We start from the raw sequence: 25088 nt of genomic DNA, 5'->3' as shown, positions 1-25088 counted from the left end.
TCACGCCCAGAGCTGGCCCTGGAGGGTCTCGATCGCTTCCTCCGTGGTGGCCGCCGTGTAGACGCCCGTGGAGAGGTACTTCCAGCCGCCGTCGGCGACGACGAACACGATGTCGGCGCTCTCGCCCGCCTTCACGGCCTTGTTGCCGACGCCGATCGCGGCGTGCAGGGCGGCGCCGGTGGAGACGCCCGCGAAGATGCCCTCCTGCTGGAGCAGCTCACGGGTGCGGGTGACGGCGTCCGCGGAGCCGACGGAGAAGCGGGTGGTGAGGACGGAGGCGTCGTACAGCTCGGGGACGAAGCCCTCGTCGAGGTTGCGCAGGCCGTAGACCAGGTCGTCGTAGCGGGGTTCGGCGGCGACGATCTTGACGTCCGGTTTGTGTTCGCGCAGGTAGCGGCCGACGCCCATGAGGGTGCCGGTGGTGCCGAGGCCCGCGACGAAGTGGGTGACCGAGGGGAGGTCGGTGAGGATCTCCGGGCCGGTCGTGGCGTAGTGGGCGCCCGCGTTGTCGGGGTTGCCGTACTGGTAGAGCATCACCCAGTCGGGGTGCTCGGCGGAGAGCTCCTTGGCGACGCGTACGGCGGTGTTGGAGCCGCCCGCGGCCGGGGAGGAGATGATCTCGGCGCCCCACATGGCGAGCAGGTCGCGGCGTTCCTGGGAGGTGTTCTCGGGCATCACGCACACGATGCTGTAGCCCTTGAGCTTGGCCGCCATGGCGAGGGAGATGCCGGTGTTGCCGCTGGTCGGCTCCAGGATGGTGCAGCCGGGCGTCAGGCGGCCGTCCTTCTCGGCCTGCTCGATCATGTGCAGGGCCGGGCGGTCCTTGACCGAGCCGGTCGGGTTGCGGTCCTCCAGCTTGGCCCAGATGCGGACCTCGGGGGACGGCGACAGCCGCGGCAGGCGCACCAGAGGGGTGTTGCCCACCGCGGCCAGCGGGGAGTCGTAGCGCATGGGTGATCAGGCCATACCGCCGGCCACGGCCGGCAGGATCGTCACGTTGTCGCCGTCGGACAGCTTGGTGTTGATGCCGTCGAGGAAGCGGACGTCCTCGTCGTTCAGGTAGACGTTGACGAAGCGGCGCAGCTGGTCGCCGTCCACGATGCGGGCCTGGACGCCCACGTGCCGGGTCTCGAGGTCGGCGAACAGCTCGGCGAGGGTGTCGCCGTTGCCCTCCACCGCCTTCTGACCGTCGGTGTACTGGCGGAGGATGGTGGGGATGCGGACCTCGATGGCCATGGCTCAGGGCTCCTGTCGGATGGTGTCGGGTCGGTGGGCGCGCGCCAGCGCAGGTACAGCGGGTTATGCAGTGTGTCGCGCCGCGGCTCACGGGCCGTACGGCGGCAGGGCCGGCGTCAACAGATGGCGCTGGCGAGCCTGCACAGGTCGACGTGCAGCCGCGCGACGAGCAGCGACGCCCACAAGGGCTCCGGCGTCTTGTCGCTCACGTCGTGGAAAACCATGGGCTCATCGTATCGATTCCCGGTCCGGCTTCCGGAATGTGATCCCACATGGCGGACGGATTCCGGCCGTGGAGTGAGACCGTACTGTTCAGCCGGGCCAGCGGGGCCCTGTGGGTCAGGCGGACGCGCGTCGCACCAGCCTGGTCGGTACGACCACGGAGGCCACGTCCGTCGCGGCGGTCCCGGTGGTGCGGTCGAAGAGCAGCCGGGCCATCAGGTGGCCCATCTCCTCGACGTCCTGGTGGACGGTGGTCAGGGGCGGGTCGGTCGACTCGGCGATGTCGGCCAGGTCGTCGAAGCCGACGACGGCCACGTCGTCGGGGACCCGGCGCCCGCGCTCCCGCAGTGTCTGCAGGGCGCCGGAGGCCATGAGGTCCGAGGCGACGAAGACGGCGTCGAGGTCGGGGCGGCGGTCGAGCAGCGCTGCCATGGCGTCGGCGGCGCCCTGGCGGGTGTAGTCGGCGCGCTCGACGAGGTGGGACGAGGTGTCGGGGAGGACGTCCTGGTAGCCGGCGAGCCGCTGGGCGGCGGAGTTCTCCTGGTCGTAGGGGCCGGTGACGGTCGCGATGCGGGTGCGGCCGAGCGAGACGAGGTGCTGGACGGCCTGCCGGGCCCCGCCGCGGTTGTCGCCGTCGACGTAGGGGTGGCGGCGCCCGGTGTCGGCCTCGCCGGGGAGCGGGCGGCCGCCGAAGACGGCGGGCAGGCCGACCCGGTCGATCATCTCGGGCAGCCGGTCGCCGGGGCGCAGGGAGAACAGCAGGGCGCCGTCGACATGGCCGCCGCCGAGGTAGTCGGCGACGCGGGCGTAGTCGTCGGGATCGTCGAGGAACAGCAGGACCGGCTGGGCGTTGTGCCGGCCGAGTTCCCGGCGGATGCCGCGTAGGAGGCAGTCGAAGAAGGGGTCGAGGAAGAGCCGGTCCTGCGGCTGGGTGGCGACGAGGGCGACGGCGTTCGTGCGGCGGGTGACCAGCTGGCGGGCGGCCTGGTTGGGCACGTAGCCGAGCTCGGCGATCACTTCGCGGACGCGTTCGACGACCTCGGCGCGCACCTTGGGCTCGGCGTTGATCACCCGTGACACGGTGGACTTCGACACTCCCGACTGGCGTGCGACGTCCTCGAGCGTGGGGCGCTGTCCGTTGGGCCGTCGCGTCAACACCTTCTCCGATACGGCGAGTTGTCCGTGCGTACGACGATGTGCGTACGACGGTCAGTATGCCTCGACGACCTTGACGTCCTCCTCGGTCACCACGCCCTCGACGATGCTGAAGGAGCGGAACTGGAACTCGCCGGCCGAGTCGGTGTCCGCGGTGGAGACCAGGACGTAGTGGGCGCCGGGTTCGTTGGCGTAGGAGATGTCGGTGCGGGAGGGGTAGGCCTCGGTCGCGGTGTGGGAGTGGTAGATGACCACCGGCTCCTCGTCGCGGTCGTCCATCTCGCGGTAGAGCTTGAGGAGGTCCTGCGAGTCGAACTCGTAGAAGGTGGGCGAGCGGGCCGCGTTCAGCATGGGGATGAAGCGCTCGGGGCGGCCGGAGCCCGCCGGGCCCGCGACGACGCCGCACGCCTCGTCGGGGTGGTCCTCGCGCGCGTGGGCGACGATCTGGTCGTAGAGGGCCTGGGTGATGGTCAGCATGCTGGTCAGGATAAGCATGAGGGCCGCCCCGTACCGAGGGATGGTACGGGGCGGCCCATATGCCGGACGTCCTGAGCGGCAGCCGGAGGGGGTGCCACGAGAACTCCCTACGGCTGGACGTCCTGTCCGTGGGCCGGCCTGGTCAGCCGACCTTCTCGAGCTCCGGGTCGCGGCGCTGGGCGACCTGCGGGTTGCGCGTCTTGAGGGCGAACCAGCCGATGGCGAGGGCGGCGGCCCAGCCGGCCATGACGTACAGACAGACGCGCGAGTCGGCGTCGTAGGCGATGAGGCCGGTGACGAAGAGCAGGAAGACGATGGCGACGTACGAGCACTTCGCGCCGCCCGGTGCCGGGAAGGAGGAGGCGGGCAGGCGGCCGGCGTCGACGGCGCGGCGGTAGAGGACGTGGCTGACGAGGATCATCAGCCAGGTCCAGATGCCGGCCGCGGTGGCGACGGAGGTGACGTAGCCGAAGGCCTTCTCCGGGACGATGTAGTTCAGGACCACGCCGATGCCCATGAAGAGGACCGAGACCGTGATGCCGAAGGCCGGGGTCTTGGACGCGGACAGCTTCTTGAAGACCGCGGGGGCCTCGCCGCTGTCGGCCAGGTTGCGCAGCATGCGGCCGGTGGAGTACATGCCGGAGTTGCAGGAGGACAGGGCCGCGGTCAGCACCACGAAGTTGACGATGCCGGCGCCCGCCGGGATGCCGATCTTGGCGAAGGCGGCGACGAAGGGGCTGACGCCCGGCGCGAACTCGGTCCACTTCACCACGCAGAGGATGACGGTGAGGGCGCCGACGTAGAAGAGCGCGATGCGCCAGGGCAGGGTGTTGATCGCCTTGGGCAGGGTCTTCTCGGGGTCCTCGGACTCGCCGGCCGTGACGCCGACCAGTTCGACGGCGAGGTAGGCGAACATGACGCCCTGGAGGGTCATCAGGGACGAGCCGACGCCCTTGGGGAAGAAGCCGTCGAAGGCCCAGAGGTTGGAGACGGCGGCGGTGTCGCCGGCGGAGCTGAAGCCGAAGGTGAGCACGCCGAGGCCGATGACGATCATGCCGATGAGGGCGGTGACCTTGACCATCGAGAACCAGAACTCCAGCTCGCCGAAGAGCTTCACGGAGATCAGGTTCACCCCGAAGAGGATCACCAGGAAGACCAGGGCTGTCACCCACTGGGGGATGGCCGGGAACCAGTAGTTGACGTAGATCGCGGCGGCGGTGAGTTCCGCCATGCCGGTGACGACCCACATCAGCCAGTACGTCCAGCCGGTGAAGTAGCCGAAGAACGGGCCGAGGAATTCGCGCGAGTACTCGGCGAAGGAGCCCGAGACGGGGCGGTAGAGCAGAAGCTCGCCGAGCGCCCGCATGATGAAGAAGATGATCACGCCCGCGAGGGCGTACATGAAGATGAGGCTGGGACCGGCCTTGGCGATGTTCGCCCCGGCGCCCAGGAAGAGGCCGACGCCGATGGCGCCGCCGATCGCGATCATCTGGACCTGGCGGCTGCCGAGTCCGCGCTCGTACCCCTCTTCGGGGGTGGTGTCCTTGTCGACCTGCGCTGAGGTCATGTGTGGTGCGCCTTTCTCCATGCCGACCCGGGCCTCTCGTCGGCCTCGGATCGGGTCTCGATCCCCCCGGATTGATGGAGTTGAGCGGGTTTCGCGAGCCCGCTCGTGCCTGGCCGACGATCCGTCGGCTCGGTGGCGCACCCGGCCGAACATTCGGGTGGTGTCGGCCGGGCGGTCGTGAAGATTTATCACGGCCGCAATGGTGATCGCCTGCGTGGCGTGTGGCGCAGCACACAGGGAGAAGTGGGCAAAGAGGACCCGTAGGGGTCAAAGAACGTCGCTACGGTGACGTGATCGTTATCCGGATTTGAGCGTCCTCTGAGCGAACACAGAACCGTCACATATCAGGTCAGAAGCGTCGCGATCAGTGTCTCCTGGAGCCCGCCCAGCCACAGGTACGCCATGACCATCGGCTTGCGCGGGTCCTCGTCCGGGAGCCGGTAGAGCAGATCGGTGTCGTCATCGTCGGTGATCTCCAGGCGGGAGCCGATCGCCAGACGCAGGTCGTTGAGGGCACTGAGCCACTGCTGGGCCTCGGCGGGCGACAGCTTCAGGACCGCCCCGCCCTCCCCCGCCGCCGACGCCAGCCCGTCCAGGGAGCGGATCACGGCGAGGGCGTTGTCGCGCTTGCCGGCGCGCAGGTCGTTCTCGGTGTAGCGGCGGAACTCGGCGGAGTGCGCCCGCTCCTCCTCGGCCTGCTGGGGGCCCGGGGTGCCCTCCGGGTCGCTGTAGGCGTCCGGGAAGAGCCGGCGCAGGACCGGATCGGCGGGCGGTTCGCTCGGGCCCTCGGCGAAGAGCTCGGCGAGCGGGTCGTCGGGGGCGTCCTCGGCGGGTCCTGGGCCGATGAGCTCCAGGAGCTGGACGGCCAGCGACCGGATGATGGAGATCTCGACGTCGTCGAGGGCGACGGCCGCGCCGCCGCCGGGGAGCGGTTCGAAGGTTCCTGGCATCAGGGGCTGTCGCTACTTCCGGTCCTGCGGGCGGGGTCGGGTCATTTCCGGTCCTGCTGGAGGGTGGCCCACAGGCCGTAGCCGTGCATGGCCTGCACGTCGCGTTCCATCTCCTCGCGCGAGCCGCTGGAGACGACCGCCCGGCCCTTGTGGTGGACGTCGAGCATGAGCTTGGTGGCCTTGTCCTTGGTGTAGCCGAAGTACGTCTGGAAGACGTACGTCACATAGCTCATGAGGTTGACCGGGTCGTTGTGGACGATGGTGACCCACGGGACGTCCGGCTCGGGTACGGCGAAGACCTCCTCCGCCGACTCGGTACGTTCGATCTCCAGGGGTGCGGGTGACGTCACATGGCCATGCTGCCACGCATCCCAGAAATCGTCACACCGACGAAAAGGGAGTACGATCAGTTGCCATGAACACAGCGGACCTTGGGCTGCCGGTGGACGTTCCCTCTACGGCGCTCTTCACGGACCAGTACGAGCTGACGATGCTGCAGGCCGCGCTGAAGGCGGGCACCGCCGGGCGGCGGTCGGTGTTCGAGGTCTTCACCCGGCGGCTGCCGGAGGGCCGGCGCTACGGCGTCGTCGCGGGCACCGGGCGTGTCCTGGACGCCGTGGAGAACTTCCGTTTCGACGCCGGCGTCCTCGGCTTCCTGCGCGAACGGCAGATCGTGGACGAGGAGACCCTGAACTGGCTGGCCTCGTACCGCTTCTCGGGTGACATCTGGGGTTACCCCGAGGGCGAGGTGTACTTCCCCGGCTCCCCGATCATGCGGGTCGAGGGCTCCTTCGCGGAGTGCGTGCTCCTGGAGACCGTGATCCTTTCCGTCCTCAACCACGACTCGGCGATCGCCGCCGCCGCCTCCCGCATGTCCTCGGCCGCCGGGGAGCGGCCGCTGATCGAGATGGGCGCCCGCCGCACCCACGAGCTGGCCGCCGTGGCCGCCTCCCGCGCCGCGTACGTCGGCGGCTTCGCCACCACCTCCGACCTGGCCGCGGGCTTCCGCTACGGCATCCCGACGGTCGGCACGTCCGCCCACGCCTTCACCCTGCTGCACGACACCGAGCGGGACGCCTTCGTCGCCCAGGTCGACTCGCTGGGCCGGGGCACGACCCTGCTCGTGGACACCTACGACGTCGCCGAGGCCGTCCGGCTGGCCGTCGAGGTGGCCGGGCCCGAGCTGGGCGCTGTCCGCATCGACTCCGGCGACCTGCTCCTCGTCGCGCACCGGGTGCGCCAGCAGCTGGACGAGCTGGGCGCCACCGACACGAAGATCATCGTGACGTCCGACCTGGACGAGTACGCGATCGCCTCGCTGGCCGCCGCGCCCGTGGACGCGTACGGCGTCGGTACGCAGCTGGTGACCGGGTCCGGGCACCCGACCTGCTCGATGGTCTACAAGCTGGTCGCCCGGGCCGAGTCGGCCGACCCGAAGGCCCCGCTGGTCCCGGTGGCGAAGAAGTCGACCGGCGGCAAGACCTCCATCGGCGGCCGCAAGTGGGCCGCGCGGCGGCCGGACGCGTACGGAGTGGCGGAGGCCGAGGTCGTCGGTACCGGAGCGGTGCCCCCCGAGCTTGGCGACCGGCAGCTCCTGGTCGAGCTGGTCAAGGGCGGCGAGGTCGTCGCACGCGAGCCGCTGGACGTCGTCCGCGACCGGCACACGGCCGCCCTCGCCGGCCTGCCGCTCTCGGCAACCCAGCTCTCGCGCGGGGAACCCGTCCTTCCGACGGAGTACGTCCCGGGCCGGTCGGGTAGCTAGACCACGTGCCCGCGTACGCCCCCTTGACGCCCTCTCCCGTACCGCCCCGGAAGTCCGTAGGCTCAAAAGCTTGCGGCCGGGCCCGCAGCCTCATCGCCGAGATCCCATAGTCGAAGGACACCGACCATGCGCCGCGCCTTGATCGTCGTAGACGTGCAGAACGACTTCTGCGAGGGGGGCAGTCTCGCGGTGGCCGGGGGTGCCGACGTCGCCGCCGCCATCACCGAGCTGATCGGGCAGGCGCCCGCCGGCTACCGGCACGTGGTCGCCACCCGCGACCACCACATCGCGCCCGGCGGCCACTTCGCCGACAACCCCGACTTCGTCCACTCCTGGCCCGCACACTGCGTCGCCGGCACGGAGGGCGTGGGGTTCCACCCGAACTTCGCTCCCGCGGTCGCGTCCGGCGCGATCGACGCCGTCTTCGACAAGGGGGCGTACGCGGCCGCCTACAGCGGGTTCGAGGGCGCCGACGAGAACGGGGTGAAGCTGGGCGACTGGCTGCGCGCCCGGGAGATCGACGAGGTGGACGTCGTAGGCATAGCGACGGACCACTGTGTGAAGGCCACCGCCCTGGACGCGGCCCGCGAGGGCTTCCGCACCCAGGTCCTGCTGGACCTCACCGCCGGAGTGGCCGAGGAGACCACCGAGCGGGCCCTGGGGGAACTGCGCGGGGCCGGGGTGGAGCTCTCCGGGAAGCCCGTGGTGTAGCCGCTCCGCAGGGGGCTCACCGGGAGCTCACGGGGCTCATGCCTGGGCCGTGGGCCTCCTCAGCAGGGAGCGGATCGGGCGCCACAGCTCGATGACCGTGACCCCGTTGTCGGGGGCGGTGCGCCATATCAGGCCGTCGGGGTGGTGCAGGACGGCCGTGATCTCGTCCGGGGTCGGCGGGGCGGCGTTGCCCCGCAGGTAGATGGCGCGCATGCCGAGGTTGCGGAGCCTGGTCAGGGCCCGGGCGCGGTTGTGCGCGTGGACGAGCACGCGCACTCCCCCGGGAGCGGTGCTCCCGGCGAAGCCGTCGGCGGCGGGGCTGGGCAGGTTGAGTGCCACCACCACCATGCCGTTCGGCAGCTTGCAAAAGCCTCCTGCGGCCATGCGGTCACGCCCCCGTGTGCGTCGGTGTCAATAAGAAAACCACAGGACGCACCTAAACACGATCGGCGGCAACCCGCCAGGGGGTCGCCGCCGATACGCTTCTGACCTGCTAAAACGTCAACTACTTGGACGAAGGTCCAACCTGGAGCGTCATCGTCGAGCCGTCCGCGGGCTCCTGGGCGATCTTGATCCTGGTGTTGGTGTCAGTGACCTTGACGCCGGCGAGCGGGGTCTTCGGGTCGTAGTACGTCGACGTGCCGTCGTCGAAGACCGGGATGCCGATCCGCGACTTGACCTTCGTCGCGACGTCCGCCTTGTGCAGCGTGAACGCGTCGGTCGCGAAGCGGCTGAAGGTCGAGTCGAAGGACTGGATCCGGCTCGGCATGAACGTGCCGTCGGACCACTTCAGCGCCTGCGGGTGGGCGTCGACCGGAAGGATCAGGCCCGTGCCGGGGTGCTGGCTGGTGTTGTCGTCCGCCTGCGAGGTGTCCCACTTCCAGATCAACAGGCCGTTCTGGTACGGGTAGTGCTCGACCCAGGACGGACGGGTCGTCGAGAAGCCGAAGTTGTACGGGCCGACCTTGAGGGTCTTGTCGTACGACACGTACTGGCGGTTCTCGGCGATGTAGTACTGCGGGTAGTCGTCCGTGATGGACGCGCCGATGCGGGTGAAGCCGTTCGCCGTCCAGGCCGCGTCCTGGGACTCGGCGTTGTCGGAGAAGACGGTCGAGCCGTTCGCGGTGACGGTGATCTCGTCGGCCGCGAAGCCCTGCTGGGCCACACCGCCGTCGGTCTGGTAGCGGAAACGCAGGTCGACCTTCTTGCCCGCGTAGGCGTCCAGCGAGTACGTCAGCTTCTGGTAGGCGTCCACCGTGCCGGTGAGGGCGGGCTTGCCGCTGCCGTCACGGGTGATGGCGCTGCCGTCGGCCAGCTTGCCGTCGACCGGCGTCCAGTTGGCGCCGCCGTCGGTGGAGACCTCGGCGTAGAGGTAGTCGAAGTCCTTCTCGATGTCCCACCAGCCGTCGAGGGTGAGGCTCGCGGTGGTCTTGCCGGTCAGGTCGACCGAGCGGGACAGGGAGTTGCGCAGGTCGTTGCCGCTGCCGCTCCACCACTGGGTGGCGCCCTGCGCCGGGGTGACGACCTTGGTGGTGACCGTCTTGTCCGGCAGCGTGACCACGAGGGCCTGCGGGTTCTTGGTGTTGTACTCCGCGACGCCCAGCTTGTGGTTGGACCGCACGCCGGCCTTGGCGACGTCGTAGTCGAGCCAGCCGAGCTGGAGCTTGTCCCAGGCGTTCATGTCGCCGGGCAGGTCGCCGATGGTCTCCTTGCCCGTGCCGAGCCAGGAACCGGACGACATCAGGGTCCAGAAGCCGGTGGAGTTGTCACCGCCGCCGGAGGTGTCGTACTCGTCGGGCAGGCCGAGGTCGTGGCCGTACTCGTGGGCGTAGACGCCGAGTCCGCCGTTCTCCGGCTGGATGGTGTAGTCGCCGACCCAGATGCCGGTCTTGCCGATCTGGGTGCCGCCGAGCTTGTTGGTGGACGGGCCGGTGGTGCCGGCGTCGGTGCCGAAGGCGTACCAGCGGTGCGCCCAGATGGCGTCCTCGCCCTGTGCGCCGCCGCCGGCGGACTCGTCCTCACCGGCGTGCACGATCTGGAAGTGGTCGATGTAGCCGTCGGGCTCGTTGAAGTCGCCGTCGCCGTCGAAGTCGTAACGGTCCCACTGGTCGAACGCCGCGAGCTCTTTCTTGATCTTGGCGGGGGTGTCGCCGGCCGCCTTGCGCTGGGCGACCCAGGCGTTGACGCCGTCCTGCACCGCGTACCAGGCGCCGGTGGAGGCGTCGTTGGAGCCGTAGCGGGCCTCGTTGTAGGGGACCTTGACCCAGTCGGTCACTTCGCCGTCGACCGAGTAGCGGCCCGAGGACTGCTTCTCGTAGTACTTCTTCAGCGACTCGGTGTTCTTGCCGGCGCCGAAGTACAGGTCCTGGAAGTGCTTCTGGTCGTAGTCCGCCTGCCAGGCGGTGCTGTTGTCCTTCTTGCGGTCCGGCTTGGCGATCTTGTTGTGCAGCGGGCCGGCGGTGCCGCCGTAGCGGCTGTCGACCTTGTTGCCGAACTCCACGAGGATCGTGAAGATCTTGTCGGTCTTCTCGCGGCCGAGCTCGACGTACTTGCTGTCGCCCTTGGTGCTCTTGAGCTGGACGACCTTCGAGCCCTCGCGGTCCTTGACCTTGGCCTTGCCGGATATGACCTGCTTCAGGGCCTCTTCCCGCTGGGCCTCCTGAGTCTTGCTCAGCGGCCCGTCGAAGTCGTGTTCCTTCATCTTGGCCGGCTGTGGGTCGTGCCGGTCCGCTGCGGGGGTCCGCGCCGACGTGTCGTCGGCGGCCTGTGCCACGGCGAACGTCGAGAACGTCGCCGAGGCCGCCGCGAGCGCGACAACCGTCGCGGCGGCCCTGAAGGTCCAGGTTCTGCTGGTCACTTGCTGTCCTCCCCTGACGCGTCCGTTCGCGCGGAGGGGGGAATCCCGGTCATGGAAGTCCGCGCGCGGTTATACGCGTGTAGTCAAGTGACGACATTTGACTACTGGTTGGCGAGAAAAGACAGACCTTGACTTGAGCAGGACAAGTGCATTATTAGGAGCTGGTGTTCGTATTGCGGACACGCGACCTTCACATGGCAGGCGCGCGGGTTCGTCCACGTGTTGGACGCCGTGACTCCGTGCGCCCCCTGTGCACCAGTACTGTTGGTTAGGTCACGCTTAGTGTTCGCCCGGTTCGGGCATGCAGGCGAATAGATTTGCTACCCCCACTTCGAGGACACGATTGCCATGCCGCGTCCGACTGCCGCACAGATCGCCTACGGTTCGTGCACCGTGATCTTCTCGACACTCGCCATGCTGCTGCTGTCGCAGACGAGTTCGGGCGCGGGGATCGCGGTCATCGCCGTGGCGGCACTCGCCCTCGGGCTCCTCGTCGCCATGACGGTGCCCGTGCCGAAGCAGACACCGCCGGCCGTGGCCCCCGCCCCGGCTCCGGCACAGCAGCCCGTGGCGGCCTCGGTCGCGGCGGGCGCGACAAAGCCAGTGCGCGAGGCTTCCTCCACCCTCAGGTCGTGACCACCACGGTCTTCGCCGCCTTGTCGTGCAGCCCCTGCTTGTAGGGCTTGTCGAAGAAGCTCCAGCCGCCCGCGATGATGGTCCAGACGCAGGCGCAGCAGAACGCGAAGGGCAGCCACAGCACCAACGCGCGCACCAGTGAGGTCTGCACGGAGGGGGTGGAGCCGTTGTCGAGGTTCGCGACCCGCATGCCCAGCCACTTCTTGCCCAGCGTCTGCCCCGACCTGCTGATCAGGAAGGTGTCGTAGGTGACGTAGAGCACGGCGGCGATCAGGGACTGCGCGAGGGACTTGCCGACCTCGATCCGGTCGCTGTCCACCTCCCACTCGTGGACGTCGAACCCCCAGGTGACCAGCCAGACCACGATGCCGACGAGGATCATGTCGATGATGCGCGCGAGCGTGCGCTTGCCGCTGTCGGCCAGCGGGGGCATGCCGGCGAGCGGATCGCCCGGGTACGGGCCACCGCCGTGGGGGCCGCCCTGGCCCTCGCCGTAGGGGCCGCCCGGGCCCTCGCCGTGCGGCGGAGGCGGCGGCCCCCCGCCGTACGGGCCGTCGTACGGCGAACCGGCGCCCTCGCCCTGCGGGGGCCGCTTCCTGAAGCGATCGTCCTCCGGTGGCTGGTCTCCGGAGCCGGGAGGCGGTTCGGTGGTCATGGCCCGAGTGCACCGCGAACCCTCCGTCTCCGCATCCGGCGGGCCGCCGTCCGGAGTATTGACTCGCTCAGGTGCGGCCCGCCACGAAGGTGCGGGCGGCCTTGTCGTGCCAGCACTGGTGCCACGGCCGGTCGAACAGGCACCACGCGACTCCGAGGACACCGATGCCGAGCAGGCCGGGGACGCTGTAGACGAGCCAGCGGCGCAGGGCACCGCCGAATGTCGGCGGCTCGTGCGCCTCGATGTCCCGCACCTCCAGACCGAGCAGCTTCTTGCCCAGGGTGCGGCCCCACTTGGCGGTGGGCAGCGCCTCGTAGAGGACGCCGAAGACGAGCAGGACGGCGAGGACGATGCCGAGGTAGGTCGACGTCGTGCCGTCGAGCAGCCAGACCGTGACGGTGCGGCCGGAGAGCTTGGCCTCGTCGATCTTCTCGTTGACGTGGTCGAGCGCCTTGACGCCGAGCGGCAGGGCGGCCGCGGCGGTGACGGCCCCGAGGACGACGGTGTCGACGAGCCGGGCGAGGAGCCTCCTGCCCATCCCCGCGGGACGGGCCGCCGCCTGCCGGCGCGCGGCCGCCTGGAACAGGTCCTCCACGGGCGGCTTCCAGGGCGTCACCGGCTGCTCGTCCTCACCCGCCCCCGCCAGCCGGTGCACCTGCTGCGCCCAGGACTGCTGCCCACCACCGACGCCCGCGGCCATGGGGGGCGTGGAGGAGGAGACGGGGGCGGCGGCCGCCTGGGCGGGGGTGGACTGCGCAGGGATGCCGGCGCCCTGTGGGGCGGCGCTCGGGGTGGACTGCGCGGGGACGGCCGGGGTGGCCTGCTGCGGGCCGGAGAGGGCGAAGGGAGCGGAGGCGGCGGCTGCGGACTGGGCCCCCGCGGCAGGTGGGACGCCGACGGCCGGGCCCGCCTGAGCACCCGCGTCGGGCCCCGCCTGAGCCTGCGCCTGCGCCGCCCGTTCAGCCGCCGCCTTGCCCGCACCGAACCCCGGACCGGAAGCGGCCCCGGCCCCACCGCCGGCCCCCGCGGCCCCGGCCGCACCCTGTCCGCCGAAGCCTGCCGCGTCCCCCTGGGGTGCCGCCGACGCCCCGCCCTGCTGACCCCCGCGCAGCCCCTGGGGCCGGAAGGTCATGGTGCCGTCGTCACGGGAGGGGGCGGTGCCGGTGTCGGGACGGCGGAAGACGAAGGTGCCGCCGGAGGCCAGGTCGCCGGAGTCCGGGGCCGGTTCGGGGTCCTGGGGTGGGATCGTCGCCGTGCCGTCCGCGTGGGCCAAGTGGCCGTCGGGCTGGGACGGGGTGTCGGCCGGCACCCTGGGGTCGGCCCCCTGCGGTGACCCCCACGACACCCGCCGGTCCTGGTCGCCGCCGAAGCCGGACTGCCGGGAGCGGTTGGCGCCCCACGCGGACGCCGGTTCGGGACGGCTGCCGTACTGCTGATCGCCGCCCGCGGCCGGCGGCTGCTGCGGGTCCTCGTCGAAGAAGTGCGGGCCGGTCTCCTCCACGGAGGCCGGCGGCCCGAGCGGTTCGCCGTCCGACGGGGCCGGACGGCTGGTGCCCGGCACCCAGGAGGCACCGTTCCAGTACCGGACGTATCCAGGAATGGACGGGTCCGGGTAATACCCTTCGCGGGGCCTGTCGTCGCCGGGGGCCGGGGTTGGGGCGCTCATGTCCGTCGTCCCGTATCTGCTCGGGGGTCGTTTGGAGGGCTCCACATCTATCATCCCGGCGCACACGCCAACGCCGGTCCTGTCCTACCCACTCCTTTCCGGGCAACCTCGTACACGTACTTCACACGAGTGGAACCCCAAGCGGAACCTCCTCGGAACCTCAACGGAAGAAAGTGGCGCGGAAAAAGTTCCGCGAACCCGCGTAATGCCCGGTGCCGAGCCCTCTCTCCCTCGGTACGGGCCCGCCCACAGGGCCACGGGAGAGAGGACGTACGACCATGCAGCACACCGTGGTGGAACGCGAGTTGGAGATCAGACTCGTCCTGTCGCCGGAGCGCAGCGTCCCGGTTCCGGCCCGGCTGAGCTACCGCAGCGACGACCCCTTCGCCGTCCACGTCACCTTCCACATCAACACCGACCACCCGGTGGAGTGGACGTTCGCCCGTGAGCTCCTGGTGGAAGGGGTGTTCCGGCCGTGCGGGAACGGGGACGTGCGGGTGTGGCCGACGAAGGTGGACGGGCGCAGCGTCGTCCTGATGGCGCTGAGTTCACCCGACGGTGACGCCCTCCTTCAGGCACCCGCCGCACAGGTGTCGGCCTGGCTGGAGAGGACGCTGCGGGTGGTGCCGCCGGGGAGCGAGGGCGAGCAGCTGGGGATGGACGACGCGCTGGCCCAGCTGCTCGCGCGGTGAGTCAGAACAGCTTGCCCGGGTTGAGGATGCCCAGCGGGTCGAAGACGTGCTTGACGGCCCGCTGCATCTCCACGCCCACCGGGCCGATCTCGCGCGCCAGCCACTCCTTCTTCAGGACGCCCACGCCGTGCTCGCCGGTGATGGTGCCGCCGAGTTCCAGGCCGAGCGCCATGATCTCGTCGAAGGACTCGCGGGCGCGCCGGGACTCGTCGGGATCCTGGGCGTCGAAGCAGACGGTGGGGTGCGTGTTGCCGTCACCCGCGTGGGCGACGACGCCGATGGTCAACTGGTGCTTCTCGGCGATGCGCTCGACCCCTTCGAGCATGTCGCCGAGCCGCGAGCGGGGCACGCACACGTCGTCGATCATCGTGGTGCCCTTGACCGCCTCGAGGGCGACCAGCGACGACCGCCGTGCCTGCAGGAGCAGTTCGGACTCGGCCGCGTCCTCGGCCGGTACGACCTGGGTGGCGCCGGCGGCCTCGCACAGCGCGCCGACGGCGGCGAGGTCGGCGGCCGGGTCGGTGGTGTCGAAGGCGGCGAGCAGCAGGGCCTCGGTGGTCTCGGGCAGGCCCATGTGCGTCAGCTCGTTGACGGCCTTGACCGTCGTACGGTCCATCAGTTCGAGGAGGGACGGGACGTGTCCGCCCGCCATGATCCTGCACACCGCGTCGCAGGCGGCGGCGCCGGAGGCGAACTCGGCGGCCAGCACCAGCTGCCCGGGCGGCTGCGGCCTGAGGGCCAGGGTGGCTCCCACGATGATGCCGAGGGAGCCCTCGGAGCCGACGAAGAGGCGGGTGAGGTCGTACCCGGCGACGCCCTTCGCGGTGCGGCGGCCGGTGGACATCAGCCGGCCGTCGGCCAGTACCACGTCGAGGCCGAGGACGTATTCGGCCGTCACCCCGTACTTCACGCAGCACAGCCCGCCGGAGGCGGTGCCGATGTTGCCGCCGATGGTGCACATCTCCCAGCTGGAGGGGTCGGGAGGGTAGGCGAGGCCGTGCTCGGCCACCTTGCGGGAGAGGGTGGCGTTGACGACGCCCGGTTCGACGACGGCGATGCGGTCGACCGGGTTGATCTCCAGGATGCGGTCCATCTTGGTGAGCGACAGCACGATGCAGCCGTCGGAGGCGTTCGCGGCGCCCGACAGGCCGGTGCGGGCGCCCTGCGGGACGACCGGGACGCGCAGCTCGGTCGCGACGCGCATGACGTGCTGGACGTGTTCGACCGTGCGCGGCAGGACAACCACCTCGGGGCTGCCTGCCGGGCAGAAGCTGGCCATGTCGTTGGCGTAGGAGGCGGTGACGTCGGGGTCGGTGAGGACCGCCTCGGCGGGCAGGCCGCTCAGCAGACGGTCGACGAGGTTGCCCGTCACCGCCGTGTCTTCGGTGGGGGGTGCTTCCCTACGGCTCATGATCACAGCCTCGCACCCGGGGCCATCGGTGTGAACCCCGTCCGCGGCACCCTTGGGCCGTCGCGGTGTGCTCGTCGTACTGACGCACAGTGAGCGCCATGGAGAACGAAGTGGGCGCGGTGAGGCAGGGGCGCGGGCGGGTTCTCAGGCGGGTGCTGGTCGGCCTGCTCGCGGGTGGCGCCGTGGTGGGCGGCGTGATGGTGTTCCCGTTCGGGGGACGGCAGGTCGGCGGGCCGGTGGGGCCGGCTCCGGGCGCGATGGCGGGTTCGGCGGTACGGGCCGGGGTGCCGGCGGCGCTGCCCGACCTGGCGGTGCTGATCGGTCAGCGGGAGGCGCACCTGCGCAAGCATCCCCGGGACGCGCGGTCGTGGGCGGTGCTCGGGGCGGCGTACGTCGAGCAGGGCCGGCGGACCGCCGACGCCGCCGCGTACTACCCGAAGGCGGAGCGGGCGCTGCGGACGTCGCTGAGGGTGGGCCCGGCGCGCAACCCCGAGGCGCTGGACGCCATGGCGGCGCTGGCCGACGCGTGCCGGGACTTCCGTTCGGCGCGGGTCCTGGGCGAGGCCGCGCTGAAGGCGGACCCGAAGCGGTGGACGTCGTATCCCCCGCTGATCGACGCGTACACGGGACTGGGTGACCACCAAGGGGCGAAGCGGGCGTTGGACCGGCTGCTCGGCCTGCGTTCCGGGCCGGCCGTCCTGGCGCGGGCCGCGGCTGTCTACCGGGACCAGGGCCGGCGGGAGGACGCGGCGGCCGCGCTGTCCGACGCGGTGGCGGGAGCGCAGGCGCCGGCCGAGCGGGCGGCGTGGCTGGAGCGGGCCGGGCAGCTGGCGTGGGAGCGAGGTGAGCGGGAGGTCGCCCTGCGGCACTTCGAGGAGGCGGTGCGGCTCGACCCGGACCAGCGGGCCGCGCAGGCGGGGCAGGGGCGGGCGCTGGCGGCGCTGGGGCGGACGTCGGAGGCGCTGAGCGCGTACCGGGTGGCGCTCGCCAAGCAGCCGGTGCCGGGTTACGCGCTGGAGCTGGGTGAGCTGTACGAGTCGCTGGGGCTGACGCAGGCGGCGAAGGTGCAGTACGACCTGCTGCGGGACCGGGTCCGGCAGGACGCGGCGGTCGGGGTGGACGGGGATCTGGTCCTCGGGGTGTTCGAGGCGGACCACGGCGACCCGCGGACGGCGGTGCGGCTGCTGCGGGAGGAGTGGGCGCGCCAGCCGGGGATCGAGGTGGCGGACGCGCTGGGGTGGGCGCTGCACCGGGCCGGGGAGAGCGAGGAGGCACTGCGTTTCGCGACGGTGGCGACGGACAAGGCGCACGGGGGCATGGTGCGCAGCGCGCTGTACATGTACCACCGGGGCATGATCGAGCGGCGGTTGCGGCTGGACGGGCCGGCCCGCAGACACCTGGAGGAGGCGCTGCGGATCAACCCGTACTTCTCGCTGCTGGGCGCGCCCGCGGCACGGACGGCGCTGGCGGACCTGGGTGAGCCGCCGTGGACGGACGTGCCGGTGGTGGACGACGAGGAGGAGACGGAGAAGGAGCCGGAGGCGGAAGAGGAGACGGCGGAGGGGACGGAGCCCGAGGAGGAGTGACCGCCTGTTTACAGGTTGCCGCGCTTCGCCTGCTCGCGTTCGATCGCTTCGAACAGGGCCTTGAAGTTGCCCTTTCCGAAGCCCATCGAGCCGTGGCGTTCGATGAGCTCGAAGAACACCGTCGGCCGGTCCTGGACCGGCTTGGTGAAGATCTGCAGCAGGTAGCCGTCCTCGTCGCGGTCGGCGAGGATCTTCAGTTCGCGCAGGGTCTCGACGGGGACGCGGGTGTCGCCGACCCACTCGCCGAGGGTGTCGTAGTACGAGTCGGGCGTGTCCAGGAACTGCACGCCGGCGGCCCGCATGGTCCGTACCGTCTGGACGATGTCGTTGGTGTTGAGCGCGATGTGCTGGACGCCCGCACCGCCGTAGAACTCCAGGTACTCGTCGATCTGGGACTTCTTCTTGGCGAGGGCTGGCTCGTTGATCGGGAACTTGACCTTGAGCGTGCCGTCGGCGACGACCTTCGACATCAGCGCGCTGTACTCGGTGGCGATGTCGTCGCCCACGAACTCCTTCATGTTCGTGAAGCCCATGACGTTGTTGTAGAACTCCACCCACTCGTTCATGTGGCCGAGTTCGACGTTGCCGACGCAGTGGTCGACGGCCTGGAAGGTGCGGTGGGCGGGCGGCTCGACCAGCGGGGCGGCGGCGACGTGGCCGGGCAGGTAGGGGCCGTCGTAGTTGCTGCGGTCGACGAGGGTGTGCCGGGTGGTGCCGTAGGTGGCGATGGCCGCGAGGACGACCGTGCCGTGCTCGTCCTTCAGCTCGTACGGCGCGGCGACGGAGCGGGCGCCGTGCTCGATCGCGTAGGCGTACGCGCGGCGGGCGTCCGGCACCTCGATGGCGAGGTCGACGACGCCGTCGCCGTGCTCGGCCACGTGCTCGGCCAGGAAGCGGCCCCAGGGGGTGGTGGGCCTGATGACCGAGGTGAACACGAAGCGGGCGGAGCCGTTCTCCAGGACGTACGAAGCGGTCTCGCGGCTGCCGTTCTCCGGTCCGGAGTACGCGACCAGCCGCATGCCGAAGGCCGTGGAGTAGTAGTGCGCCGCCTGTTTGGCGTTGCCCACGGCGAAGACGACCGCGTCCATTCCCTTGACCGGGAAGGGGTCTGCCTGCCGGGCGGTGTCGGGAGTGTGGTGTGTGGTCTGGGTCATGACGAAAGCGTCGCGCCGGGCGGCAAGGTGCGCAATAGTTCGTGGATTCGCTGGGCAACCTGCTCAGTGAAGAACCGATAATGCCGGGCTTTCTGTACATGATGACCATCTCTGGAGGGTGCCGTGGCGATCGATCAGCTGGACGGCCGGATCATCGTGCTGCTGGCGCGTGAGCCACGCGTGGGTGTCCTGGAGATGTCGCGGCGGCTCGGGGTGGCCCGCGGGACCGTGCAGGCGCGGCTCGACCGGCTTCAGTCGAATGGAGTCATCCGCGGGTTCGGGCCCGAGGTGGACCCGGCGGCGCTCGGCTACCCCGTGACCGCGTTCGCGACGCTCCAGATCCGGCAGGGGCAAGGGGCCGACGTACGGGCGCACTTGGCGACTGTGCCTGAGGTGCTGGAGCTGCACACGACCACCGGCAGCGGGGACATGCTGTGCCGCCTGGTGGCCCGCTCGAACGCCGATCTCCAGCGGGTCATCGACCTGGTCGTCGGTTTTGATGGGATCGTCCGGGCCTCCACCGCGATCGTGATGGAGAACCCCGTTCCGCTGCGGATCATCCCGCTGGTGGAGCAGGCGGCGCTTCGCGAGTGAGCCGAAGGGGCGCGCCTGGGACGAGAGGCCGACCGAGCGCAGGCCCGAAGGGCTGAGCACGATCGGTCTCTCGTCCCAGGCTGTAGCGCCCCGGAGGGGAGCGAGCCGTCGTAGGAGGACTCGGCGAGGACGACGTAGCGGGCCGCGGCGGAGCGGGGTGAGCGCGTGTGAACTTCTGGGAGTACCTGGGCAACCGGCACCAGCAGCTGCTCACCGACGCCTACCAGCACGCCAGCGTCGTCTTCCAGTGCATGGTCCTGGCCACCGCGATCGGCGTGCTGATCGGTGTGGTGACCTACCGCAGCGAGTGGGCCGGCAACCTCGCCACCACGACCACGGCCACCTTCCTCACCATCCCCTCGCTGGCCATGATCGGTCTGCTGATCCCGGTCGTGGGCCTCGGTGTGCCGCCCACCGTCATCGCGCTGACGCTGTACGGGCTGCTGCCGGTCGTGCGGAACTCGATCGTGGGCCTGCGGGGCGTCGATCCCTCGCTGGTGGACGCGGCCAACGGCATCGGGATGTCCCGGCCGGCGCGGCTGGCGCGGGTCGAGCTGCCGCTGGCGTGGCCGCCGATCCTGACCGGGATCCGGGTCGCGACCCAGATGCTGATGGGCATCGCGGCCATCGCCGCCTACGCCTCCGGGCCTGGCCTCGGCAACGAGATCTTCCGCGGACTCGCCTCCCTGGGCAGCGCGAACGCGCTCAACCAGGTCCTCGCGGGCACCCTCGGCATCGTCGTGCTGGCGCTGCTGTTCGACGCCGCTTACGTCCTCATCGGCCGGCTGACCATTCCGAGGGGGATCCGTGCCTGAGACGACCGCGACGGGCGCCACGATCGAGCTGGAGAACCTCTCCAAGAGATACCCGGGCAACCCGAGCCCGGCCGTCGACAACGTGAACATGGAGATCGGGGCGGGTGAGACGGTCGTGTTCGTCGGCCCGTCCGGGTGCGGCAAGTCGACCACCCTGAAGATGATCAACCGGCTGATCGAGCCGACCGGCGGCCGCATCCGCATCGACGGCGAGGACGTCACCCACATCGACCCGGTGAAGCTGCGCCGCAAGGTCGGCTACGCGATCCAGTCCTCCGGGCTCTTCCCGCACATGACCGTGGCGCAGAACATCGCGCTGGTCCCGAGGATGGTCGGCTGGCCGAAGGACCGGATCGCCGCGCGGGTCGAGGAGATGCTGGACCTCGTCGGGCTCGACCCCGGCGAGTTCCACGGCCGCTACCCCCGCCAGCTCTCCGGCGGCCAGCAGCAGCGCGTGGGCGTGGCCCGGGCGCTCGCGGCCGATCCGCCGGTGCTGCTGATGGACGAGCCGTTCGGGGCCGTCGACCCGATCACCCGCGACCACCTCCAGGACGAGTTGATCCGCCTCCAGCACGAGCTGCACAAGACGATCGTGTTCGTCACCCACGACTTCGACGAGGCGATCAAGCTGGGCGACCGGATCGCCGTGCTGCGCGAGCACTCGCACATCGCGCAGTTCGACACCCCGGAGGCGATCCTCACCAACCCGGCGGACGACTTCGTGTCCGGGTTCGTCGGCGCGGGCGCCGCCCTCAAGAGGCTCAACCTCACCCGTGTACGGGACGTGGAGATCACCGACTACGCGACGGTGACCATCGACGACCCGCTCCAGGAGTTCTTCAGCCGGCTCCGGGACAGCCTGACGAACGAGATCCTGCTCCTCGACCGGCGCGGCCGGCCCTACAAGTGGCTGCGGCGCGGCGACCTGATGCGCGCCAGGGGCTCGCTGGCACGGGCGGGCACGCTGGTGACCGGCACGGTGACCCGGGACGCGACCCTGCGGGACGCGCTGGAGGCGGTGCTCACGGACAGCGCGGGGCGTGTCCCGGTCACCGGGCGGCGCGGGGAGTACACCGGGGTCGTCGACGTGGAGACGCTCATGAACTCGGTGCACGGGCTGATGGAGGCAGACCGGCTGGAGGCCGCCGAGCACCGGCACGCGCTGGAGGAGCTGCGGGCCGCACAGACGCACGCGGAGCAGGAGGGTGTCGGCGGGGAGGAGAAGGCGTGACCGTCCCCGAGCTTCAGGACCGTGCGACGGAGGATCCGGCCTACCAGGAAGAGGAGGAGCCCCCTCCTCCGCCGGGCCCGGCGCGCAGACGGATCACCTGGCAGAAGCTGACGTTCCTGCCCCTGTTCCTGGTGGCCCTGCTGCTCGCGACCTGGCTGTGGTTCCGGCAGGCGGACCTGGACCAGATCTCCGAGAACGCGCTGTCGAACGGCCAGGTGTCCAAGGCGTTGTGGCAGCACGTCCAGCTCACCGTGATCTCGACCTTCTTCGTGCTGATCATCGCCATTCCGCTGGGCATCCTGCTGACCCGCGGGTCGCTGCGGAAGGCGACCCCGATCGCGATGACCTTCGCCAACATGGGCCAGGCGGCCCCGGCGATCGGTCTGCTCGCCCTGCTGGTGATCTGGCTGGGCATCGGCCGCAGGTCGGCCCTGATCGGCATGATCGCCTACGCCGTGCTGCCCGTGCTGTCGAACACCATCGCGGGCCTGAAGGCGAACGACCCCACACTGCTCGAGGCGGCGCGGGGCATCGGCATGTCCCCCACGGGCGTGCTCAGGAAGGTCGAACTCCCGCTGGCCGTCCCGCTGATCCTGGCGGGCGTGCGCACAGCTCTCGTCCTGAACGTCGGCACCGCGACCCTGGCGACCTTCGGAGGGGGCGGCGGCCTGGGCGTGCTGATCACCGCCGGCATCACCAACCAGCGGATGCCGGTACTGGTGCTGGGCTCGGTCCTCACCGTCGCCCTGGCGCTGCTCGTCGACTGGCTGGCCTCACTGGCCGAGGTGCTGCTGCGGCCGCGGGGGCTGGAGGTGGACAGGTGAGGCGGCTCGCATGGCCGGCGGCGGCTCTGGTGCTGCTGTCCGGCTGCGGGCTGACCAGCGGCTCCCCCATGGTCGACGACGTCCAACCCGGCTCGATCGGGCGGGGCAAGCCGCTTGAGGGCGCCCATCTCACCGTGACGTCCAAGTCGTTCACCGAGAGCCTCATCATGGGCGCGATCATGGGCATCGCCTTCCAGGCGGCCGGCGCGGACGTCCTGGACCGCACCGGCATCCAGGGCTCCATCGGCGGACGCGAGGCGGTCCTCAAGGGCGACGCGGACGCCATGTACGAGTACACGGGCACCGCCTGGATCACGTACCAGGGCAACAGCGAACCCATCGCCGACCCGTACCGGCAGTGGGAGGCGGTGCGCGACGCCGACCTGAAGAACGGGCTGACCTGGCTGCCGCCGTCCCGGCTCAACAACACGTACGCGCTGGCGATGAACCAGGCCAACTACAAGAAGTACGGCACGAAGACGCTGTCCGACGTGGCCGAGCTGTCCCAGCGGGACCCCAAGGCGGTGACGCTGTGCGTGGAGGGCGAGTTCGCCAACCGCGCGGACGGCCTGCCGGGCATGCAGAAGGCGTACGGGATGAACCTGCCGACGGGCCGGATCACCCAGATGGACACCGGGATCATCTACACACAGGCCGCGAAGGGGAGCTGCGTCTACGGGGAGGTGTTCACCACCGACGGGCGGATCACCTCCATGGACCTGGTGGTGATGGACGACGACAAGAAGTTCTTCCCCAACTACAACGCGGCCCCCGAGATCAACACCAAGACCCTGAAGAAGTGGCCGGCGATCGCCGAGGTCCTGAACCCGATCACCAAGAAGCTCAACAACAGGGTGGCGCAGCAGCTGAACGCGAAGGTGGACGTCGACGGGGAGGATCCGCACCAGGTGGCGTTGGACTGGCTGAAGGAGGAGGGGTTCGTGAAGTAAGGAACTCCCGCCTGACTCCGGAGCTAGCAGCTCGGTACGGAGCCCTTGCCCTTCTCCAGGGACACGAGGGCGTCGACCGCGCTCTTCAGCGTGGTCACCGGGACCAGGCGCAGCCCCTTCGGCAGGTCGGACCGGGCGTCGGAGCACTCGTCCTTCGGTACGAGGAAGACGGTCGCGCCGTCCCGGCGGGCGGCCTGCGTCTTCAGCGCCACGCCCCCGACCGCGCCCACCTTCCCGTCGGCGTCGATCGTCCCCGTACCGGCGATGTTGCGGCCACCGGTGAGATCGCCGCCGCTGCCGTCGCCGTCGAGCTTGTCGATGATGCCGAGCGTGAACAGCAGTCCGGCGCTGGGGCCGCCGACGTCGGCGAGCTTCAGCGTGACCTTGACGTTCTTGCCGTCGAGGTCCAGGTAGTCGAGCGCGGCCTCGGTCGCGGTGTCCTGGGACTCCTTCATCTGCGCGGTGTTGTGCTGCTCGATCTCCTTGGTGTTCTTGCCGCTGGGGTACACCGAGTCGCGCGGCATGATCGCCTGGTCGGAACGGAACCAGCCGTCGATCACATCACCCAGCGAGACGTCCGCGTCCGGCGAGGTCGCCTCGATCGTCGTCATCCGCAACTGCCCGCTGGTCTTCCGCGTCGGCGCACCGGAGATCGTGATCACCTGCTCCCCCTGGTTCGCCCCGAGCACGTTCGCCGTCATCCCCGGCTCCGCCACCGAAAACGGCAACGGCACGAAGGCCGCCGTGGCAACCAGCGCCACGAAGGGCACAGCACAGACGGCGAGAGCCTGGGGACGCGTGAGACGAGAGAGCACGGAATCAATCTAACGGAGGGGGCGTTTCAGCCATACGCCCGCACCCTGCGGGCATGCGTGCCTCCTGGGGGCGATGGGGGTCCCCCCGCTCGAGCGAAGCCGAGAGTGAGGGAGGGTGGGCGCAGGCGGCACCCAGTAAGCGCCGGGCTGCGCGACCCGCCCCCCGCCAGCACCAGCCCGCGGCACCAGCTCAGCGCAGCGCTCAGCGCAACGCCTCCGCCACCTCCCGCGCCGCATCCACAACCCGCGGCCCCACCCTCTCCGGCACCGCATCAGCCAACATCACGACCCCCACACTCCCCTCCACACCGGTGACCCCCAGCAACGGCGCCGCCGCCCCACTGGCCCCCGCCTCCAGTTCCCCGTGCGTCAACGTGTACCCCGGCTCCTGCGAAGGCCGCTGCCGCGCATCGAGAATCGCCCGCCCCGCCGCTCCCCGGTCCAGTGGATGCCGGAACCCCGCCCGATACGCCACGTGGTAATCCGTCCAGGACGGCTCGACAACGGCGACGGCCAACGCCTCCGCCCCGTCCACCAGCGTCAGATGTGCCGTCGCCCCTATGTCCTCCGCCAGCGAACGCAGCGCCGGCAACGCGGCCTCCCGCACCAGTGGATGCACCTGTCGGCCCAGTCGCAGCACCCCGAGGCCGACCCGGGCTCGGCCGCCCAGATCACGCCGTACGAGTGCGTGCTGTTCAAGGGTGGCGAGCAACCGGTACACCACGGTCCGGTTCACGCCCAGTTTGTTGGATAGCTCGGTGACGGTCAGCCCATGGTCCGTGTCGGCCAGCAGCTTGAGGACCCGTAGGCCCCGGTCGAGCGTCTGAGAGGTCTCCGCGGTCACGACGCCCACTCCTCCAAGTGGTGAGGTCGGCAAGCCCCCTCGCGAACGATGCGTCGCCGAGTCCCGTCAGCGACGCGCTTCAGAGGCCGCCGATCGGTCTGCGGCCCCGGTTCGCCCGGGCCGAGTCGCTTCACGGCTGCGCTCCGCGGCGGCGCTGCCACGGGGCGTGTGCGTAGCGGGACAGTAGCGAAGCAGGTTCGCTGAGCGGAAGGCTCCGTCCAGAATCCGGGCAGTGGCCGGGAGGGACTACCGTCGTTTGTCCCGATACGTACGGCGTG

General features: G+C 70.4%; 26 protein-coding genes. 10 read left to right on the top strand and 16 right to left on the bottom strand.

From position 1 onward, the window contains the following. From ACFYWX_RS22190 to clpS, 8 genes are all read right to left on the bottom strand, one after another. Positions 1-951 carry a PLP-dependent cysteine synthase family protein gene (locus ACFYWX_RS22190; RefSeq protein WP_389425779.1) on the bottom strand — a complete coding sequence of 317 codons (951 nt, stop codon included), beginning with the start codon at positions 949-951 and terminating at the stop codon, positions 1-3. Positions 952-957: 6 nt separating this feature from the next. After that, a complete protein-coding gene (locus ACFYWX_RS22185; RefSeq protein WP_389425778.1) occupies positions 958-1236 on the bottom strand; it encodes a MoaD/ThiS family protein in 279 nt (92 codons plus the stop codon). A 116-nt stretch (positions 1237-1352) separates the two neighbouring features. After that, on the bottom strand, positions 1353-1460 hold the full coding sequence (locus ACFYWX_RS22180; protein WP_389425777.1) for a putative leader peptide: 108 nt from the start codon (positions 1458-1460) through the stop codon (positions 1353-1355). Positions 1461-1575: 115 nt separating this feature from the next. Further along, the gene (locus tag ACFYWX_RS22175; RefSeq protein ID WP_389425776.1) at positions 1576-2613 is read right to left on the bottom strand and encodes a LacI family DNA-binding transcriptional regulator; all 1038 of its coding nucleotides are present in this window, start codon (positions 2611-2613) and stop codon (positions 1576-1578) included. A gap of 54 nt (positions 2614-2667) precedes the next feature. Next, positions 2668-3090, bottom strand: coding sequence for a Mov34/MPN/PAD-1 family protein (locus tag ACFYWX_RS22170; protein WP_389425775.1), 423 nt, complete (start codon positions 3088-3090; stop codon positions 2668-2670). Between the two features lie 142 nt (positions 3091-3232). Next, positions 3233-4657 (bottom strand): amino acid permease, encoded by a 1425-nt coding sequence (locus tag ACFYWX_RS22165; RefSeq protein ID WP_389425774.1) that lies wholly within the window; start codon positions 4655-4657, stop codon positions 3233-3235. A 344-nt stretch (positions 4658-5001) separates the two neighbouring features. Next, on the bottom strand, positions 5002-5607 hold the full coding sequence (locus tag ACFYWX_RS22160) for a DUF2017 domain-containing protein (protein ID WP_389425773.1): 606 nt from the start codon (positions 5605-5607) through the stop codon (positions 5002-5004). 41 nt (positions 5608-5648) lie between these two features. Continuing rightward, positions 5649-5957, bottom strand: coding sequence for an ATP-dependent Clp protease adapter ClpS (clpS, locus tag ACFYWX_RS22155; protein ID WP_189709637.1), 309 nt, complete (start codon positions 5955-5957; stop codon positions 5649-5651). A gap of 65 nt (positions 5958-6022) precedes the next feature. Here clpS and ACFYWX_RS22150 point away from each other — a divergent pair, with 65 nt between their 5' ends. Next, positions 6023-7369, top strand: coding sequence for a nicotinate phosphoribosyltransferase (locus ACFYWX_RS22150; RefSeq protein ID WP_389425772.1), 1347 nt, complete (start codon positions 6023-6025; stop codon positions 7367-7369). Positions 7370-7495: 126 nt separating this feature from the next. Then, positions 7496-8080, top strand: coding sequence for an isochorismatase family protein (locus tag ACFYWX_RS22145; protein WP_389425771.1), 585 nt, complete (start codon positions 7496-7498; stop codon positions 8078-8080). A 36-nt stretch (positions 8081-8116) separates the two neighbouring features. Here the strand turns inward: ACFYWX_RS22145 and ACFYWX_RS22140 are convergent, their stop codons facing one another. After that, positions 8117-8464, bottom strand: coding sequence for a hypothetical protein (locus ACFYWX_RS22140; RefSeq protein WP_389425770.1), 348 nt, complete (start codon positions 8462-8464; stop codon positions 8117-8119). A 121-nt stretch (positions 8465-8585) separates the two neighbouring features. Further along, complete coding sequence (locus tag ACFYWX_RS22135) at positions 8586-10937, bottom strand: immune inhibitor A domain-containing protein (RefSeq protein ID WP_389425769.1); 2352 nt, start codon at positions 10935-10937, stop codon at positions 8586-8588. A gap of 348 nt (positions 10938-11285) precedes the next feature. Between ACFYWX_RS22135 and ACFYWX_RS22130 the strand changes: the two genes are divergently transcribed. Then, the gene (locus ACFYWX_RS22130; protein ID WP_389425768.1) at positions 11286-11573 is read left to right on the top strand and encodes a hypothetical protein; all 288 of its coding nucleotides are present in this window, start codon (positions 11286-11288) and stop codon (positions 11571-11573) included. On the opposite strand, the gene ACFYWX_RS22125 is transcribed toward ACFYWX_RS22130, so the two are convergent. Together ACFYWX_RS22125 and ACFYWX_RS22120 are read right to left on the bottom strand one after the other, a co-directional pair. Then, positions 11563-12228, bottom strand: coding sequence for an RDD family protein (locus ACFYWX_RS22125; protein WP_389425767.1), 666 nt, complete (start codon positions 12226-12228; stop codon positions 11563-11565). The genes ACFYWX_RS22130 and ACFYWX_RS22125 overlap by 11 nt on opposite strands. 67 nt (positions 12229-12295) lie before the next feature. Continuing rightward, the gene (locus ACFYWX_RS22120; RefSeq protein WP_389425766.1) at positions 12296-13894 is read right to left on the bottom strand and encodes an RDD family protein; all 1599 of its coding nucleotides are present in this window, start codon (positions 13892-13894) and stop codon (positions 12296-12298) included. A 278-nt stretch (positions 13895-14172) separates the two neighbouring features. On the opposite strand from ACFYWX_RS22120, the gene ACFYWX_RS22115 reads away from it, so the two are divergent. Further along, complete coding sequence (locus ACFYWX_RS22115; protein ID WP_389425765.1) at positions 14173-14586, top strand: SsgA family sporulation/cell division regulator; 414 nt, start codon at positions 14173-14175, stop codon at positions 14584-14586. Position 14587: 1 nt separating this feature from the next. Here the strand turns inward: ACFYWX_RS22115 and ACFYWX_RS22110 are convergent, their stop codons facing one another. Next, positions 14588-16003, bottom strand: a complete 1416-nt coding sequence (locus tag ACFYWX_RS22110) for an FAD-binding oxidoreductase (protein WP_389425764.1) — start codon at positions 16001-16003, stop codon at positions 14588-14590. 92 nt (positions 16004-16095) lie between these two features. Here ACFYWX_RS22110 and ACFYWX_RS22105 point away from each other — a divergent pair, with 92 nt between their 5' ends. Beyond that, positions 16096-17583 carry a tetratricopeptide repeat protein gene (locus tag ACFYWX_RS22105; RefSeq protein WP_389425763.1) on the top strand — a complete coding sequence of 496 codons (1488 nt, stop codon included), beginning with the start codon at positions 16096-16098 and terminating at the stop codon, positions 17581-17583. Positions 17584-17591: 8 nt separating this feature from the next. On the opposite strand, the gene hppD is transcribed toward ACFYWX_RS22105, so the two are convergent. Further along, a complete protein-coding gene (gene hppD, locus ACFYWX_RS22100; protein WP_389425762.1) occupies positions 17592-18737 on the bottom strand; it encodes a 4-hydroxyphenylpyruvate dioxygenase in 1146 nt (381 codons plus the stop codon). Positions 18738-18860: 123 nt separating this feature from the next. On the opposite strand from hppD, the gene ACFYWX_RS22095 reads away from it, so the two are divergent. From ACFYWX_RS22095 to ACFYWX_RS22075, 5 genes are all read left to right on the top strand, one after another. Beyond that, positions 18861-19331: an Lrp/AsnC family transcriptional regulator gene (locus tag ACFYWX_RS22095; protein ID WP_389425761.1), complete on the top strand. Its 471-nt coding sequence runs from the start codon at positions 18861-18863 to the stop codon at positions 19329-19331. Between the two features lie 167 nt (positions 19332-19498). After that, the gene (locus tag ACFYWX_RS22090; protein ID WP_389425760.1) at positions 19499-20146 is read left to right on the top strand and encodes an ABC transporter permease; all 648 of its coding nucleotides are present in this window, start codon (positions 19499-19501) and stop codon (positions 20144-20146) included. Further along, positions 20139-21377, top strand: coding sequence for an ABC transporter ATP-binding protein (locus ACFYWX_RS22085; protein ID WP_389425759.1), 1239 nt, complete (start codon positions 20139-20141; stop codon positions 21375-21377). Before ACFYWX_RS22090 ends, ACFYWX_RS22085 begins: the two co-directional genes overlap by 8 nt. Next, positions 21374-22201 carry an ABC transporter permease gene (locus ACFYWX_RS22080; RefSeq protein WP_389425758.1) on the top strand — a complete coding sequence of 276 codons (828 nt, stop codon included), beginning with the start codon at positions 21374-21376 and terminating at the stop codon, positions 22199-22201. The genes ACFYWX_RS22085 and ACFYWX_RS22080 overlap by 4 nt, the downstream gene beginning before the upstream one ends. A gap of 68 nt (positions 22202-22269) precedes the next feature. Next, positions 22270-23151: a glycine betaine ABC transporter substrate-binding protein gene (locus tag ACFYWX_RS22075; protein ID WP_389425888.1), complete on the top strand. Its 882-nt coding sequence runs from the start codon at positions 22270-22272 to the stop codon at positions 23149-23151. Between the two features lie 23 nt (positions 23152-23174). On the opposite strand, the gene ACFYWX_RS22070 is transcribed toward ACFYWX_RS22075, so the two are convergent. Then, a complete protein-coding gene (locus ACFYWX_RS22070; RefSeq protein ID WP_389425757.1) occupies positions 23175-23966 on the bottom strand; it encodes a PDZ domain-containing protein in 792 nt (263 codons plus the stop codon). 202 nt (positions 23967-24168) lie between these two features. Then, the gene (locus tag ACFYWX_RS22065; protein ID WP_389425756.1) at positions 24169-24810 is read right to left on the bottom strand and encodes an IclR family transcriptional regulator; all 642 of its coding nucleotides are present in this window, start codon (positions 24808-24810) and stop codon (positions 24169-24171) included. Between the last annotated feature and the right edge of the window lie 278 nt (positions 24811-25088).

This window comes from Streptomyces sp. NPDC002888 (genome assembly GCF_042888465.1).
In the GTDB taxonomy this organism is placed as follows: domain Bacteria; phylum Actinomycetota; class Actinomycetes; order Streptomycetales; family Streptomycetaceae; genus Streptomyces.
Note: the sequence above shows the minus strand (reverse complement) of the source record. Positions and strands in the feature narration are given on the sequence as shown.

Bases quoted from the DNA above. Each gene is read 5' to 3' on its own strand.
- ACFYWX_RS22125 (WP_389425767.1), bottom strand. From the start codon at position 12,228: ATGACCACCGAACCGCCTCCCGGCTCCGGAGACCAGCCACCGGAGGAC.
- ACFYWX_RS22170 (WP_389425775.1), bottom strand. From the start codon at position 3,090: ATGCTGACCATCACCCAGGCCCTCTACGACCAGATCGTCGCCCACGCG.
- ACFYWX_RS22140 (WP_389425770.1), bottom strand. From the start codon at position 8,464: ATGGCCGCAGGAGGCTTTTGCAAGCTGCCGAACGGCATGGTGGTGGTG.
- ACFYWX_RS22115 (WP_389425765.1), top strand. From the start codon at position 14,173: ATGCAGCACACCGTGGTGGAACGCGAGTTGGAGATCAGACTCGTCCTG.
- ACFYWX_RS22145 (WP_389425771.1), top strand. From the start codon at position 7,496: ATGCGCCGCGCCTTGATCGTCGTAGACGTGCAGAACGACTTCTGCGAG.
- ACFYWX_RS22075 (WP_389425888.1), top strand. From the start codon at position 22,270: ATGGTCGACGACGTCCAACCCGGCTCGATCGGGCGGGGCAAGCCGCTT.
- ACFYWX_RS22165 (WP_389425774.1), bottom strand. From the start codon at position 4,657: ATGACCTCAGCGCAGGTCGACAAGGACACCACCCCCGAAGAGGGGTAC.
- ACFYWX_RS22180 (WP_389425777.1), bottom strand. From the start codon at position 1,460: ATGGTTTTCCACGACGTGAGCGACAAGACGCCGGAGCCCTTGTGGGCG.
- ACFYWX_RS22150 (WP_389425772.1), top strand. From the start codon at position 6,023: ATGAACACAGCGGACCTTGGGCTGCCGGTGGACGTTCCCTCTACGGCG.
- ACFYWX_RS22190 (WP_389425779.1), bottom strand. From the start codon at position 951: ATGCGCTACGACTCCCCGCTGGCCGCGGTGGGCAACACCCCTCTGGTG.
- ACFYWX_RS22120 (WP_389425766.1), bottom strand. From the start codon at position 13,894: ATGAGCGCCCCAACCCCGGCCCCCGGCGACGACAGGCCCCGCGAAGGG.
- ACFYWX_RS22105 (WP_389425763.1), top strand. From the start codon at position 16,096: ATGGAGAACGAAGTGGGCGCGGTGAGGCAGGGGCGCGGGCGGGTTCTC.
- ACFYWX_RS22160 (WP_389425773.1), bottom strand. From the start codon at position 5,607: ATGCCAGGAACCTTCGAACCGCTCCCCGGCGGCGGCGCGGCCGTCGCC.
- ACFYWX_RS22130 (WP_389425768.1), top strand. From the start codon at position 11,286: ATGCCGCGTCCGACTGCCGCACAGATCGCCTACGGTTCGTGCACCGTG.
- ACFYWX_RS22185 (WP_389425778.1), bottom strand. From the start codon at position 1,236: ATGGCCATCGAGGTCCGCATCCCCACCATCCTCCGCCAGTACACCGAC.
- hppD (WP_389425762.1), bottom strand. From the start codon at position 18,737: ATGACCCAGACCACACACCACACTCCCGACACCGCCCGGCAGGCAGAC.